Origin of the sequence: Acinetobacter sp. YH01020, assembly GCF_013420275.1 — a bacterium.
GTDB lineage: Bacteria > Pseudomonadota > Gammaproteobacteria > Pseudomonadales > Moraxellaceae > Acinetobacter > Acinetobacter amyesii.
This window is the reverse complement of sequence record NZ_VOYN01000069.1, coordinates 1-14,582: the sequence shown is the minus strand read 5'-3', so window position 1 is coordinate 14,582 and position 14,582 is coordinate 1. Positions and strand designations below refer to the sequence as shown.

The following is a 14,582-nucleotide window of genomic DNA, read 5'->3' as shown; positions in this document are numbered from 1 at the left end:
TGAAATTCATGCACGTGTAGCAGTCCTCAACAGATTTACGGAATTAGGTCGACCACTTACCCAAGTTACGCCTTAAATTTGGCTCAATTAGGGGGCTTTGTATTTCAAATCTTTGTGCAACAAAGCCTAAAAAAGATAAAACCTATTTTTTCGGACTTTTAAGCTTGAACGCGTTAAGATGCCTTTGAGAATTTTGTGCTACTTTGAAATGAACCATGACTTTGAGCACCACCAGCCTTCGTAAACAACTCCGTAAGCAGCGTCGTAGCCTAAACCTATGGGAGCAACGACAAGCTGAACAACAAGTCCTACAGCGCTTAATCAGACATAGTTATTTTAAGCGCAGTCAGCATATAGGCGTTTATTTACATGCATTTGGTGAAATTCACACTCAAAAGCTTATCCACTACTGTTTTTCGCATCAAAAACACGTGTATTTACCCATGATTTGCAACATGAATCAACAATTGGTGTGGGTCGAAATTACACGCAACCAATATTGCAACCAACGATTTTCCCATCACCCACTGGGCATGAAAGAACCGATGGCCAGTCGTGGGAAGCATGTTTCTCATCTTGACCTTTTAATTATGCCCTTGCTCGCTTGCGACAAGTACGGCACACGTATTGGTATGGGGGGTGGCTTCTACGATAAAACATTAGCAACAGCCCACTCTCCCCCCTACCGTTTAGGACTTGGTCATGATTTTCAACTCATTCAAGACTCTTTGGTCCGAGAGGCATGGGATCAACCGCTAGATGGCTTTATTAGTCCATCTCAAACTTTAAGCTTCAAACGTTAATTTGATATTCTTGACACTGAGTTACACTTATAAATCACATATTTAGTCATTTTTTATACATTTTAATTGGCATGACCCTTGTAATTTAAAAAATACACATCACTATAAAAAACATGGCAACACCGTTGTCACTCATTAGGAGTGCCCATGTCTGAGATTATTATGAATGAAGAAAGCTTGGAAACTACAATTCCGAGCGTATTACCGCTCTTAGCGCTACGAGATGTGGTTGTATATCCTCACATGCAAATTGCACTGTTTGTGGGTCGTGAAAAGTCGATCAATGCAGTCAATGTCGCACGTGACAGTGACAATCTTGTATTCGTAGTTGCACAAAAAGATTCGCTTACAGAAGAAATTGATCACGACAATTTATATCAATACGGTACTGTCGCGAAGATTGTGCAAGTTGTGAATCATGAGAATGATGAAAACTGTATAAAAGTACTGATTGAAGGCTTATATCGTGCCAAGTTAGAAAAAATTATCGATGCCGATAATTACCTGACTGCCGAGCATTCATTAAGCCCAATGACGGTTTCTGTAGACTCAGAAACTCAGAATAACCGTGTGGAAGAATTACGCACCTTATTTGCTCAATATGCAGAAGCAAAATTGCGTAACGCACGTGAATTGATTGCAGCAGCCAATAAAATTGATGATTTGCTACAATTATTATTCTTTGTAGCAACACGCGTGCCTTTGAATATTGATGTAAAACAAAAGTTCTTAGAGCATGATGAATTTGAAGCACATTTAGCTGAGCTGATGACGTATTTATTACAACAGTCAGAAGAACAGCAAATTGAGCAAACCTTACATGATTCTGTAAAACGCCAAATGGAAAAGAATCAGCGTGAATACTTCTTAAATGAAAAAATGAAGGTCATTCAACGCGAACTTTCTGACATGAATGGCGGTGGTGAGGATGACGTTGCAGAAATTGAAAAACGTCTAGCTGAAGCCGATTTACCTGAACATGTACGCAAGAAAGCTGAAAATGAGTTCCGTAAGCTAAAAGCAATGCAACCTGCTTCGAGCGAAGCGGCTGTCGTGCGTAACTATCTAGAAGTTATTTTAGATACGCCGTGGAACAAAGCCAGCAAAGTCAGCATTAACCTTGCTAAAGCTCAAGATATTCTTGATGCCGATCACTATGGTTTAGACGACGTGAAAGACCGCATCGTGGAATACCTTGCTGTTCAATCACGTGTGAAAAAACTTCGTGGTCCGATCCTGTGCTTAGTTGGTCCTCCAGGTGTAGGTAAAACTTCACTCGGTGAATCTGTTGCCAAAGCAACTGGCCGTGAATTTGTCCGTATGGCGCTTGGCGGCGTGCGCGACGAAGCTGAAATCCGTGGTCACCGTCGTACATATATCGGTGCGATGCCGGGTAAAATTGTGCAGTCTTTGACAAAAGTTGGAGTAAAGAACCCACTGTTCTTACTCGATGAAATTGACAAAATGGCGCAAGACTACCGTGGCGACCCTGCTTCAGCATTGCTTGAAGTCCTTGATCCATCACAAAACAGCAAGTTCAATGATCACTACTTAGATCTTGATCTAGACCTTTCTGAAGTGATGTTCATCTGTACTGCAAACAGCATGAATATTCCAGAAGCTTTGCTTGACCGTATGGAAGTGATTCGTCTACCGGGTTACACCGAAGATGAAAAAGTGAATATTGCTGAACGTTACCTTGTTCCAAAAGCCATCAAGAACAATGGTCTGCGTGCAAAAGAATTAACCGTTCACGAAGAAGCCATTCGCGATATCGTACAACGTTATACACGTGAAGCCGGTGTGCGTAGCTTAGAACGTGAAGTATCGAAAATTGCACGTAAAGTGGTAAAAGAAGCAGTGAGCAAGAAAGCGAAAAATCTTCAAATTGAAGTGGATTCGAAAAATCTTCCTGACTACTTAGGTCCACACAAATTCGACTTCGGTATGGCCGAAGAAGAAGCTGAAGTGGGTCGTGTAAATGGCTTGGCATGGACATCTGTTGGTGGTGAACTGCTAACGATTGAAGTTGCGGCAGTAAAAGGTAAAGGCAAGTTCATTACCACCGGTTCTCTTGGCGATGTCATGAAAGAATCGATCACAGCAGCGATGACCGTTGTACGTACCCGTGCAGATGAACTAGGTATTGAAGCGATTCGCTTTGAAGAAACAGATGTGCATGTGCATTTACCAGAAGGCGCAACACCGAAAGATGGTCCATCTGCTGGTTTGGCCCTAACTACCGCACTTGTTTCAGCGTTTACAGGCATTGCGATTCGTCCAGATATTGCGATGACCGGTGAAACCAGTCTTGGTGGCCGCGCAATGCGCATTGGTGGTTTAAAAGAGAAACTTCTCGCTGCTCACCGTGGTGGCATCAAGCTTGTCTTTATCCCACAAGATAACGTTCGTGACTTGACTGAGATTCCAGACAATGTCAAAGAAGGTCTAGAAATTAAACCAGTGAAATCGATTGATGAGATTTTACCTCTAGCCTTGGTTGATATGCCTAAACCTCTTGCAAAGACACCGATTGTCAAAGCAACTGAAGGTGGCAAAGCTGCTCGTCACTAAGCGCTAGCAACTCGCAATAAAAGAAAAAAGCCCTGTTTCGACAGGGCTTTTTTATATCCATTATTTCATACTAAATATTCGAAACTTTTCATTCAAATTCTTCACAACCACTAGATTCAAGACAACAGCTACAACTATGGATTGGATAACTATTTCAAATTCGACATCAAGATCAAGAATAGCCAATTAGAAAGTCTTACAAAATTTGAATGCTATTACTTGAAATATCGCCCTCTATCCCACATATATAGTAGAGAGATATACGCGCTGTATGTTTCTTTATTGGTTCCAATCACGTCTAAAAGCGTGATGATCATTGGAACAAGATGGTCATCTACATCTCCAGGTAGATGACCTTTTATCGCAGTCCACAGGCTTTCGGGGCTGCGTTTTTTATGTCATGTTTTTAAAGACATGCTATTTCAAATTTAAGATGGTTTTCACCAAACCATCGATCACTTGAGCCATTTTGTCTAAGTTTAATTTATCCAAGGTATCTTGCTCGGTGTGATAGTGCTTATTACGATAAAATGCCGTATCAGTGATCATCATCGCTGGCATATCAAATTGCCAATAATTCATATGGTCTGAAAAATCCACACCCTGAATAAATGAAGGTGAAATCAAGCGTTCACATTGCAACTGCTTCAAAGACTCCATCGCCGCACAATACGATGAAGTTAAGTCACGAGACTGAATGTTCCCCACCGATGCAATAAAATTTGTATGCGATGGATAAATCCACTTCAGCCCAACAGGATATTCTTGGGTGACTTTGGGATCAAAATAACCAATCATTTCTAGAATATATACACCTGAAATTTTATCCTTTTCCTTTGCTACCGATTTTGCATGGATAAAACTGCCCATCGACTCTGTTCTAAAATACGGCGGCTCTTCAAGGGTATAAAATACAAATTCAATATTTTGTTTTAAACGCGCTTTTTCAGCCGAAAGAATCCGAGCAGCTTCGAGTACACCTGCAACGCCAGAAGCATTATCATCAGCGCCATGCTGCTCCTCAAATACATCGTAGTGCGCGCCAATGATCACTCGGTTGCTATGCCCTGCATTTAAGGGACAAACCACATTACGGTATGGTTGGCTGTTTACGGTATAGGTTTGAAAACGACAATTCACACCAAACAAACGCATCTGCTCACGAATCCAAGCAGACACCCGATTTAACTCTTGAATGTTCTTATAGTTACGATATTCAGCTTCATTGCCAATAATTTGCTCTAAATAGACTTTTAAATTATCCGGTTCAGCGGTTCTAATATTGTTGGCATACGCCGCAAATGAACACCATGCAAAAATTAAAAGCATTGCTGCTTGCTTGAGCAAAAATAATTTACCGTCATGCCATGTTTTTTTCATTGTTATTATTCCAATTTTCATCTTCGATCTAATCTGCTTATGCTGCGTATTTAAACAGCAAGCAGAACACGATTTCAATTGCAAATTGTGTCTGAACATACAAAGCGCAAGCGAACCGTTATAATGCTCTTTTGTATACTTTCAGGCGCTGTATGAAAATTCGTATTCTGACAATCGGTCAAAAAATGCCAGCATGGGTTCTGACGGGTTTTGAAGATTATTTCAAACGTATTCAGCCATTTGTTCAAACGCAGATCATTGAACTGCCTATGGCTAAACGTGGCAAGAACGACTCAGAAGCCGACATTTTAAAATACCGTCAAATTGAAGGTGACAGCATTTTAAATGCCATGAAATCGAATGAAGTGCTGATCGCCTTAGAAGTCGGTGGTCGTGAGTTCAGTACGGAAAAACTGGCTGAAACCATGAAAGGTTGGATGCTTGAAGGCAATGATGTGGTTTTAGCCATTGGTGGGCCAGATGGACATTCTGAGGCGGTACGTAAAGCTGCAGCATGGCATTGGTCTTTGTCTAAACTAACTTTGCCGCATCCAATGGTTCGTGTCATGCTCATCGAACAGCTATACCGTGCAATGAGTATTAACCATAATCACCCTTACCATCGTGCGGGTTAATCCGAACTAACATCCAGCGTATATAGCAGTTACAGCGTTGCAACAATGAAACAAACCGTTGAAATTATCCGAATTGTTACGCTGAATAATTTAGTGCATGATCATCATATTCCTTTAAACAACCAACGGCGACTGCGATGAATTTACAAACACTTCCAGGTTTATTTATTTCCCATGGCTCACCTATGCTTGCCATCAATCCTGAGCAAGTCGGTCCTGCGTTGGAACGTTTAAGCCTGAATCTTCCAAAACCGGAAGCCATTATTATCATGTCCGCGCATTGGGAAAGTAACGCACTAGAAGTAAGTACGAGTGCCCGTCCTGAAACTTGGCATGACTTCCGTGGCTTCCCTCCGGAACTTTATGATATTCGCTATCCAGCACCAGGTAACCCAGAGCTCGCTGAAGAAATCCTTCATTTGCTTGCCAATGCAGGATTATCTGCACATGCCAACAGCACTCGTCCACGCGATCATGGCGTTTGGATGCCGTTATTGCATATGTATCCTGATGCTGACATTCCTGTGATTGAAATATCACTGCCAATGACCATGTCTGCACAAGAGATCTATAAAATTGGACAAACGCTTGCACCTTTACGTGACAAGCAAATCCTGTTGATTGGATCGGGCAGTATTACCCATAACTTACGTGAGTTGGCTTGGGATGGACGTGCAGCAGCCGTGCCTGAATGGGCTTCGACATTTCGTAATTTTGTGGTCAATAAGCTCACTCATCAAGATTTTGATGCAGTTCTCGATTGGCAAAATATCCCGTTTGTACAACGCAACCATCCGACCATTGAACATTTTGCACCCATCTTCTTTGCGATGGGTGCAGGCCCCCGCTTCTCTATTGTTCACAGTAGCTTTAGTATGGGTTCACTCGGTATGGATATTTATCGTTTTGATTAAACGTGGAAAAATGAGATAGATTGACTTATTCATAATTTATATTAATAAGTTAACAAATTATTATTTATGGATACATTTTGCTACTTATTTGAGCTGAATGTATTCATATTTTTTTAAAATGAATGGGTTATGCTACTGGCTGAAATTCACTAAGAACAGTTAGCGTAATGAAATTAAAATTTTTAGCGATCGCCCTCTTCCCTTTAGCCCTTGCTGCATGTCAATCAAGCGATATCCAAAAAGCTGGAGATTTAGCCGTGAGCGTATTACAACAACAAAATGCTGATAAAACTTTAGCTTCATATCAATGGAGCACAACCACTGAAAATGCGTCAAAACCTTTGGTTTTAAATTTTCTAGAAAATGGCACTTTGGGTATTTCAACCAGTTGTAACAGCATGTCAACCCAATGGAAAGTGGAACACAATACCCTCGTGACAGGCAATATTGCATCTACCATGATGGCGTGTGCTGATAATGCGATGAAACAAGAAGGACTTGCATCTTCACTCTTTAGTGACCGTAAAGCACCTTTTGTTTTAAATACTACAGATCCACAAAACCCAACGTTAACAATTATCTCTGCAACAGGTGAGAAACTAGTGTTCACTGGAACATTAACACCTGAAACCCAGTATAACTCACAAGGCGAAACGATTTTCCTTGAAATCAGCCCTGAAACCAAACAATGTACAGGCGTTGCTCCACAAACTTGTTTGCAAGTGCGTGAAGTGAAGTACGATGAAAAAGGCCTAAAAACACAAGTTGATAAAGACTGGACCTTATTTTACGATCAAATTGAAGGCTTTAAGCACACTCCTGCAGAACGCCAAATTATTCGCGTAAAACGTTTTGAACGTAAAAACCCTGCTGCTGACCAATCAAAATATGCCTATATTTTTGATATGTCAGTCGAACGTGAAGCTGTAAAAGGTACCTTGTAAGTTACAGCCTATAAAAAACCGAGGTCATCGCCTCGGTTTTTTTATATCTACAGTACGCTTTAGGATCTAGACTACCGATGAAAAATTTATTGTATTTTAGTATTTTATTCGGATTGTTTGGCTGTCAGAGTAATAGCGAATGGCGACCCAAACTTCAACACGAGACTTTTATCAGCCCAGCTTCAGATCAATTTCATCAAGTTTTACAGCACTATACATGGCAACATAATCCAACTGACAGCCGACAACCCTTTCTCATTAACTTTTCCGCACAACAGCTACACCTTTATGCGGGATGCAATTTAATCTCTAAACCTTATCATTTAAATCAACAGCATTTGAAGACTGAATCTTCACAACTGCAAACACTGATCGGCTGTTCAAAGCAATCAAATAACGATGTGCTGTTCAATCAACTCTTTCGCGATGTCAATCTAAAGCTACTTCAAAAGCAAAATGCCCTGCCTGAATTCATCGTGATGAATAGCAATCAACAGACCTATATTTTTAAAGGCATACAGCGAATTGCTGATTTACGTGATTTTGAAGCAGAACAATTAACTCAAAAGACGTGGGTTCTCGTAGAGAATAAGGCTCTACCCGCCCCAATAACTCTCACATTCAACAATGGCCGTATAACATTTTTTAGTGGCTGTAATCGCATTGGCTGCAATTATGATGTTGAACAACATCCTTGGCGTTTTACAGGAGATGTATGGAGTACTCTGAAGTTCTGCCCACAATTACATCAGCAAGAGCTTCATATTAAACGTTTGCTCAGCCAACCCTTAAATTTTCACTTCAACATTATCGATAGCAAATTACAACTTAGGCTAATGAACACCTAGCAATATATCTATATTTTCTAAACCATTCCGCCATAAAAAAACCGAGGCAGAAGCCTCGGTTTTCAGTTCAACTTACGGAGAACTTAGTAAACGCCTTGAGCAAGCATTGCGTCAGCAACTTTTACGAAACCTGCAATGTTCGCACCGTTTACATAGTTCACAGTACCATCTTCTTCAGTACCGTATTTCACGCAGTTGCGGTGAATTTCTTTCATGATCGCGTGTAGACGCTCGTCAACTTCTTCGAAAGTCCAACCCAAACGAATTGCGTTTTGAGACATTTCAAGACCAGAAGTTGCAACACCACCTGCATTTGAAGCTTTACCTGGTGCATAAAGAATTTTCGCTTCAACGAATTTCTCAACTGCAGCCAAAGTAGATGGCATGTTTGCGCCTTCAGCAACACAGATTACGCCATTAGCAAGAAGAGCTTCAGCATCAGCTTCATCTAATTCATTTTGAGTTGCACATGGCAGCGCGATATCACATTTGATTGACCAAGGGCGTTGACCTTCTAAATATTCAAAACCGTGCTTAGATGCAAATTCAGAAATACGGCCACGCTTAACGTTTTTCAATTCCTTTACTTCAGCAAGAAGTTCAGTTGTGAAACCGTCTTTTACGTATACAGTACCTGCTGAGTCTGAAAGTGAAACCACTTTCGCACCCAAGTACATTGCTTTTTCAGCAGCGTATTGTGCAACGTTACCAGAACCCGAAATCGTTACAACTTTATCTTTAAAGCTGTCGCCACGAGTTTTTAGCATTTCCTCAGCGAAATACACAGTACCGTAACCAGTTGCTTCAGGACGTGCAAGTGAACCACCGAAAGTTAAACCTTTACCAGTGAACACACATGCTGTGTCATTGCTTAATTTTTTCATCATACCAGCCATGTAGCCCACTTCACGGCCACCTACACCGATGTCACCCGCTGGGATGTCAGTGTTAGAACCAAGATGACGGTATAACTCGATCATTAATGCTTGACAGAAACGCATAATTTCGCCTTCAGATTTACCTTTAGGGTCAAAATCTGAACCGCCTTTACCACCACCCATAGGAAGTGTAGTTAAAGCATTTTTGAAAGTTTGTTCAAAACCTAAGAATTTAAGAATTGAAAGGTTCACTGATGGGTGGAAACGCATACCACCTTTGAATGGACCAATTGCTGAGTTGTATTGAACACGGAAAGCACGGTTAACTTGAGTTTGACCTTTGTCATCTACCCATGAAACACGGAACTGAATTGCACGCTCAGGCTCAACAAGACGTTCTAGCAAACCGTAGTCAGCATATTGTGGGTTCTTTTCGATGAATGGCCAAAGGCTCGTCATCACTTCTTCAACAGCTTGAAGAAATTCAGGTTGGTGTTCATCACGTGTTTTAACGTAGTCTAGGAAGTCGTTAAGGCTGTTATATTTCAACACTTAATCCTCAGCAGATGTATGGATCAAAATTGATCACAATTTTGATCAAAGATATATTTTGGCGCAAAATATTAAATATCTTTTGTAACTAATCAGCAATAGTTTTTTTAAAAAATCTTTAAATTCTTTAAAGAACAGCGATTTAAATTGATTATTCAGATATTTTAGTTATAAATATTATTACTTTTAGGAATGTTTTAATGAATTATTTTGCTCATTTATGATGCATCTATAGACCCATTTTTGCGCACAGCAATTCATACTGAAACATGCTAGAATTCAACGTCCTCTTTGGTTTTTCACTGCCTTCATTTGTACTCGCGACTACCCATGACTTCTGAAATTTCCCTCATCCAACAAATTGATGCCCTATTGCCACAAACTCAATGTGGACTTTGTGGACACCGAGACGGCTGCTTACCCTATGCCAAAGCCATCAGTGAAGGAGAAGAAGCCAATAAATGTATACCCGGTGGTCAACCTGTGGCAGATTCACTAGCAGCGTTATTAAATCGTCCACACTTAACAGCAGAAGCCAGCGTTTGGCCAATCCAAAGTGATGGACGCCCGCAACGGGTTAAAGCTGTGATTCGTGAGGATGAATGTATTGGTTGTACCAAATGTATTAGTGCCTGCCCTGTTGATGCCATTATTGGCTCAGGCAAATTGATGCATACCGTCTTGACGGATTTATGTACGGGCTGCGAACTCTGCATTCCACCTTGTCCAGTGGATTGTATCGACCTTGTCGAAGAGCTTGATCAAGTGCCATCTGAAGCCGCTCGAATCGCAGAACAGAATGATTTACGTCGCCGCTACTATGCACATATTCAACGTGAGGAAAAGCGCAGAATTCATCGTAAAGGCCCAGTCGTACGTGCTGAAATTGAGACGGAACTTTTTGCCCAATTTTCGACCCAGACAGACTCAGTACCGGTCATTGAAGTCGTGGAAAAACCTGCTACGCCAGTCGTTCAACTCGATGCAAAAACCACCATTGAACTTGCAAAAATTCGTACACAAATTAAGAAATTAGAAAAACAACTGAGTGTTCGAGACGATGCAAAAAAACGTGAGTTACTCCATACGCTCACGCAACAATTAACACAACTGCAAGGGGCTTAATCATGGCGGTTAAAAAAATGACTAAGAAGCAAATTCAAACTTTTTTTGAACGCTTACGTGAGCAACGCCCCAACCCGAAAACTGAACTCAATTATAGTAGTCCATTTGAACTTTTAGTGGCTGTTACCCTATCTGCTCAGGCCACAGATGTCAGTGTCAACAAAGCCACAGACAAGCTTTTTCCAGTAGCAAATACTCCTGAAGCTATTTATGCGTTAGGTGTTGACGGACTGAAGGAATATATCAAGACCATTGGCCTGTATAACTCAAAAGCGGAAAATGTCATTAAAGCCTGCAAGATGCTCATTGAGAAGCACAACAGCATCGTTCCGAATAATCGTGCAGATTTGGAAGCCTTACCCGGTGTCGGTCGTAAAACTGCAAATGTGGTGCTGAATACTGCTTTTGGACAACCGACCATGGCAGTCGATACGCATATTTTTCGTTTAGGTAATCGTACAGGATTGGCTGTCGGCAAAAATGTTTTGGAAGTCGAACACCGACTCGTCAAAGTCATCCCCAAAGAGTTTATTGTTGATTCACATCATTGGCTGATTTTACATGGACGCTATTGCTGCATTGCCCGCAAACCCAAATGTGATGAATGTATCGTGTCTGATGTATGTAATTGGCCTGACCGTTTTGACTTTGGCGCATTAAGACCGATTAAAACCACCCAAATTGAGGATTAATCTCTTCAATTTGGGAGTTGATGAAATTTGTAAGAATCAATTGATCGAGTCGATGCTTAATTTTTATCTTGTTTTTTGTGTTTTTTATTAAGCTCTTGCTGCAGCTTTGGATGTAAGCGATATTGCTTCGGGTTCAGTTTAGCTTGCTCTGCTTCTTCCACTTGCACCTTACGCAACATTTTAAAGCTGACAAATAATAAGCCCAATAACACCGCCACAGCGATGATGACCATTATAACCAAAGCAAATTTCATAACAGATTCGCCCTAAAAGCCACATAAAAAAAGAGCCCCACTATGCAGTAGGACTCTTTGATTGTCAAAAATTCAAAAAAGTTGAATTATTTAGACTGATCTAAAATCGCGAACAAATCAGTTTGAACTTGATCGATTGGACGAAGACCATTTAATTTGTCATAAGTCGGTGCGTTTTCGCCAGAAGCTGCACGACCTTGGTAGAAACCAACCAATTGCTCAGTTTCAGCGTGGTAAGAACCTAAACGCTTACGAATTGTTGCTTCTTGGTCATCCGGACGTTGAACAAGGTCTTCACCAGTTTCGTCATCTTTACCTTCCACTTTTGGTGGGTTGTAAACGGTGTGATATACACGACCAGATGCAGGGTGTTGACGACGACCAGATAAACGTTGAACGATTTCTTCGTCAGGTACATCGATTTCAATTACATGATCGATGCTGATCCCTTCGTTTTCAAGCGCTTCAGCTTGTGGAATCGTACGCGGGAAACCGTCAAAAATGCAGCCGTTGACACAGTCAGGTTGAGCAATGCGTTCTTTTACAAGACCAATAATAAGCTCATCAGATACAAGGCCGCCATTATCCATGACGCTTTTAGCTTGTAGACCTAATTCAGTACCTTCACGAATCGCAGCACGGAGCATATCACCGGTTGAAATTTGTGGGATATCGTAGCGCTTACAGATCAACTGAGCTTGTGTCCCTTTACCTGCTCCAGGTGGTCCGAGTAATATAATGCGCATAAAAAAACATCCTCATTTTAAACATTGTATATGACGCTATGTAGTGATCTAAACCCAAGATTCAGATCATCTTCCAGCATCTAATTATAAGAAAGCCACAAACAAATGTATTGTACCCGCGATAAAACCGGTTACACCACCCAAGACAATTAAAATCCATTCGTCTTCCTGAAATGCAGGACGTAATAGATTTTGAAATTCTTTCGGTGTTAGCTCACGAATACGGTCTCTAAACATTTGAAAGATTTTCTGTGCACGGCTCGCATTAAACGCAGGGTCGCATACAGGCACCATCGTAATTTCAATTGAGCGATCGATCAAGTCTGTCTTGAGTTTTGCGTACTCTTTTGGACCTAAAGACAACTGTAATGAGGTACGAACCAGTGGAGATTCCATAATTTCATTAATATGACGTTTCACAATGCGACGGGTCTTATCTTTCTTCCCGCCATACATCATTTCGGTCATGATAGATTTTAACGTAATTAGGTCTTCTGTGACTACACTTGCGAATACATCTGAAACTTCTTCTTGGCGTTTCATAAACGCGCCTTGAACATTGTACGTTCCAATACGTGGAATCACAGGTTTAATCCAAGGGAATTTACGATCTTTAGTTAATTCAAACAATTGTAAATACTTAACGGGGTGCGGCTCAATGGGATTAAATACCATCCAGATGGCAATCCAGTTGGTCAAAAAGCCCCAGATTGCTGCCCAAAATGGAACCGTCCAATGCCAAGGCACCACAAACCAAACAACCATTTGGAAGATACCAAAGAACATCCCAATCAAGGCACTGATATGCCAAATAAAGTTGATTTCTTTTTGGCCAACTTTAAGGAACATACGTACCATCAAGAGACGATCCGCTTCCATTTGGCTCACCACCATTTCACGCATATCAACAAGTGACTCTACGTTCATGGTCAGTTCGGTCACGAGTTCTTTTAAGGTATTTGGCAGCTGTTTGTGTGCTTGGGTATAAATACGACGTTTAATCGAATACGGTAGGTTTTCCCAAAGCACCGCATTTCGGTCTAGCATGACTTCATCAATCAAATGTTCAAGCTCAAAGCCAACTTGTTCACCAATGATGCGCGCCATGTCCTCAGGATCCATTGCTTCCAAAAACTCACGCAAGGAACCCAATTTAGACAATGTATTATCCGTAATAATGCCAGAAATACGTCCAGCTTTTCTTGGCACAATCCCCTGCCATCCCACGGGTAATCGACCTAAATGGAATCCCCAGAAAGTAATCGGGTAAAACACCATTTTCAGTGCCATCCAAACGTGTGCCCAGGTAACGAATGCGGTAACGGGGATAATACTCAGCACAGCCCAAAAATCGGGACGTTGCAAAAAGGTTTGCCACAATTCGTTAACGTACTCAAGCATGCATAACTTCCATATTTAATTTTATTCAGTGAGTGCGGTTATAAAATAAAGTTGATTATTTTCACTACAAACCAAAACTTAAAGTATATGAGATTTGTAGTCTCGGTTCGGTTTCCACAATCACATTACCTGATTTGTCTTCTAATTTTTCACCCGCCCCCAAGCCTACACTAAACGTACTAATACGCTCGGCACTCAACATCACATAAGCAAGATCGATACCACCACCTAAACGCGCTTCATCTTCACCATCTACTTTCTTAGAGTCGATGTGACCCGCATAAGCTCCGATATAATAACCATTTTTATCTTTGCCAGTGAAATGAACTGGGTAACGAAAGCCGACTTGCCCACCAGGTGTTTTATCATCGTTCAAGAAAACACCAGCTTTTGCATAGGCAATGCCATATGGGTTTACCCACTCACCATTCACGTGAATAATTTTTTGAGTAAAACCTGCTCCAACATTCCATGGTTGATAACCCTTACTTGTTAACTTTGCCTCAGGTAAAAATGAATTGTCATTGGCATGTGCGATGCTTCCGAGCATCATAAATGCAAGCAATGGATATAATTTATTCATTGTTTTCACAAACTTCCTTAGTATTATTTTTTGGAATATTCCTTTTTTATACGTTTCGACTTTAGCAGAATAATATGAACTGTTATACACAAAGCCCCATATTTTTCATGTCTGCAAAGTCAAAATTTGACATACTCCCACCACTTTCGACTAGCTCAAGTGGGGGATTCTAAAAGCAAAAGCTTTTAGGTGACTTCCTTGCGGATTTCGCTTGCTTTCTGCTTCAAAGGGCGACCTTTACCGCATCTTCCCT

Annotated in this window: 14 protein-coding genes; 8 read left to right on the top strand and 6 right to left on the bottom strand. The window is 41.0% G+C overall.

The annotated features are described in order from the left end of the window. Nucleotides 1-215: 215 nt before the first annotated feature. A complete protein-coding gene (locus tag FTT85_RS16845) occupies nt 216-803 on the top strand; it encodes a 5-formyltetrahydrofolate cyclo-ligase (RefSeq protein ID WP_180184021.1) in 588 nt (195 codons plus the stop codon). Nucleotides 804-950: 147 nt separating this feature from the next. Continuing rightward, nucleotides 951-3,377 carry an endopeptidase La gene (gene lon, locus FTT85_RS16840; RefSeq protein WP_180184020.1) on the top strand — a complete coding sequence of 809 codons (2,427 nt, stop codon included), beginning with the start codon at nt 951-953 and terminating at the stop codon, nt 3,375-3,377. 417 nt (nt 3,378-3,794) lie between these two features. On the opposite strand, the gene FTT85_RS16835 is transcribed toward lon, so the two are convergent. Beyond that, nucleotides 3,795-4,706, bottom strand: a complete 912-nt coding sequence (locus FTT85_RS16835) for a M20/M25/M40 family metallo-hydrolase (RefSeq protein WP_180184022.1) — start codon at nt 4,704-4,706, stop codon at nt 3,795-3,797. A gap of 203 nt (nt 4,707-4,909) precedes the next feature. Here FTT85_RS16835 and rlmH point away from each other — a divergent pair, with 203 nt between their 5' ends. From rlmH to FTT85_RS16815, 4 genes are all read left to right on the top strand, one after another. Next, on the top strand, nt 4,910-5,392 hold the full coding sequence (gene rlmH, locus FTT85_RS16830; protein WP_078189858.1) for a 23S rRNA (pseudouridine(1915)-N(3))-methyltransferase RlmH: 483 nt from the start codon (nt 4,910-4,912) through the stop codon (nt 5,390-5,392). Between the two features lie 137 nt (nt 5,393-5,529). Next, nucleotides 5,530-6,306, top strand: a complete 777-nt coding sequence (locus FTT85_RS16825; RefSeq protein ID WP_180184019.1) for a dioxygenase — start codon at nt 5,530-5,532, stop codon at nt 6,304-6,306. Between the two features lie 167 nt (nt 6,307-6,473). Next, entirely contained in the window at nt 6,474-7,250 is a 777-nt protein-coding gene (locus tag FTT85_RS16820) for a DUF4377 domain-containing protein (protein WP_180184018.1), read from the top strand. Between the two features lie 77 nt (nt 7,251-7,327). Further along, nucleotides 7,328-8,098, top strand: coding sequence for an META domain-containing protein (locus FTT85_RS16815; RefSeq protein ID WP_180184017.1), 771 nt, complete (start codon nt 7,328-7,330; stop codon nt 8,096-8,098). 83 nt (nt 8,099-8,181) lie between these two features. Here FTT85_RS16815 and gdhA read toward each other — a convergent pair whose 3' ends face one another. Beyond that, the gene (gdhA, locus tag FTT85_RS16810; protein WP_373886905.1) at nt 8,182-9,528 is read right to left on the bottom strand and encodes an NADP-specific glutamate dehydrogenase; all 1,347 of its coding nucleotides are present in this window, start codon (nt 9,526-9,528) and stop codon (nt 8,182-8,184) included. Nucleotides 9,529-9,858: 330 nt separating this feature from the next. Between gdhA and FTT85_RS16805 the strand changes: the two genes are divergently transcribed. Together FTT85_RS16805 and nth are read left to right on the top strand one after the other, a co-directional pair. Beyond that, nucleotides 9,859-10,653 carry an RnfABCDGE type electron transport complex subunit B gene (locus FTT85_RS16805; protein ID WP_180164046.1) on the top strand — a complete coding sequence of 265 codons (795 nt, stop codon included), beginning with the start codon at nt 9,859-9,861 and terminating at the stop codon, nt 10,651-10,653. A gap of 2 nt (nt 10,654-10,655) precedes the next feature. Beyond that, complete coding sequence (gene nth / locus FTT85_RS16800) at nt 10,656-11,345, top strand: endonuclease III (protein WP_180164048.1); 690 nt, start codon at nt 10,656-10,658, stop codon at nt 11,343-11,345. A gap of 56 nt (nt 11,346-11,401) precedes the next feature. On the opposite strand, the gene FTT85_RS16795 is transcribed toward nth, so the two are convergent. The 4 genes from FTT85_RS16795 to FTT85_RS16780 all read right to left on the bottom strand — a co-directional run bounded on the left by FTT85_RS16795 (nt 11,402) and on the right by FTT85_RS16780 (nt 14,329). Further along, nucleotides 11,402-11,599 (bottom strand): hypothetical protein, encoded by a 198-nt coding sequence (locus tag FTT85_RS16795; RefSeq protein WP_180164050.1) that lies wholly within the window; start codon nt 11,597-11,599, stop codon nt 11,402-11,404. 86 nt (nt 11,600-11,685) lie between these two features. Then, nucleotides 11,686-12,345, bottom strand: coding sequence for an adenylate kinase (gene adk, locus FTT85_RS16790; RefSeq protein WP_078189866.1), 660 nt, complete (start codon nt 12,343-12,345; stop codon nt 11,686-11,688). Nucleotides 12,346-12,429: 84 nt separating this feature from the next. After that, nucleotides 12,430-13,746 (bottom strand): hypothetical protein, encoded by a 1,317-nt coding sequence (locus FTT85_RS16785; RefSeq protein ID WP_218953198.1) that lies wholly within the window; start codon nt 13,744-13,746, stop codon nt 12,430-12,432. Nucleotides 13,747-13,810: 64 nt separating this feature from the next. Then, nucleotides 13,811-14,329 carry a hypothetical protein gene (locus FTT85_RS16780; RefSeq protein ID WP_180164052.1) on the bottom strand — a complete coding sequence of 173 codons (519 nt, stop codon included), beginning with the start codon at nt 14,327-14,329 and terminating at the stop codon, nt 13,811-13,813. Between the last annotated feature and the right edge of the window lie 253 nt (nt 14,330-14,582).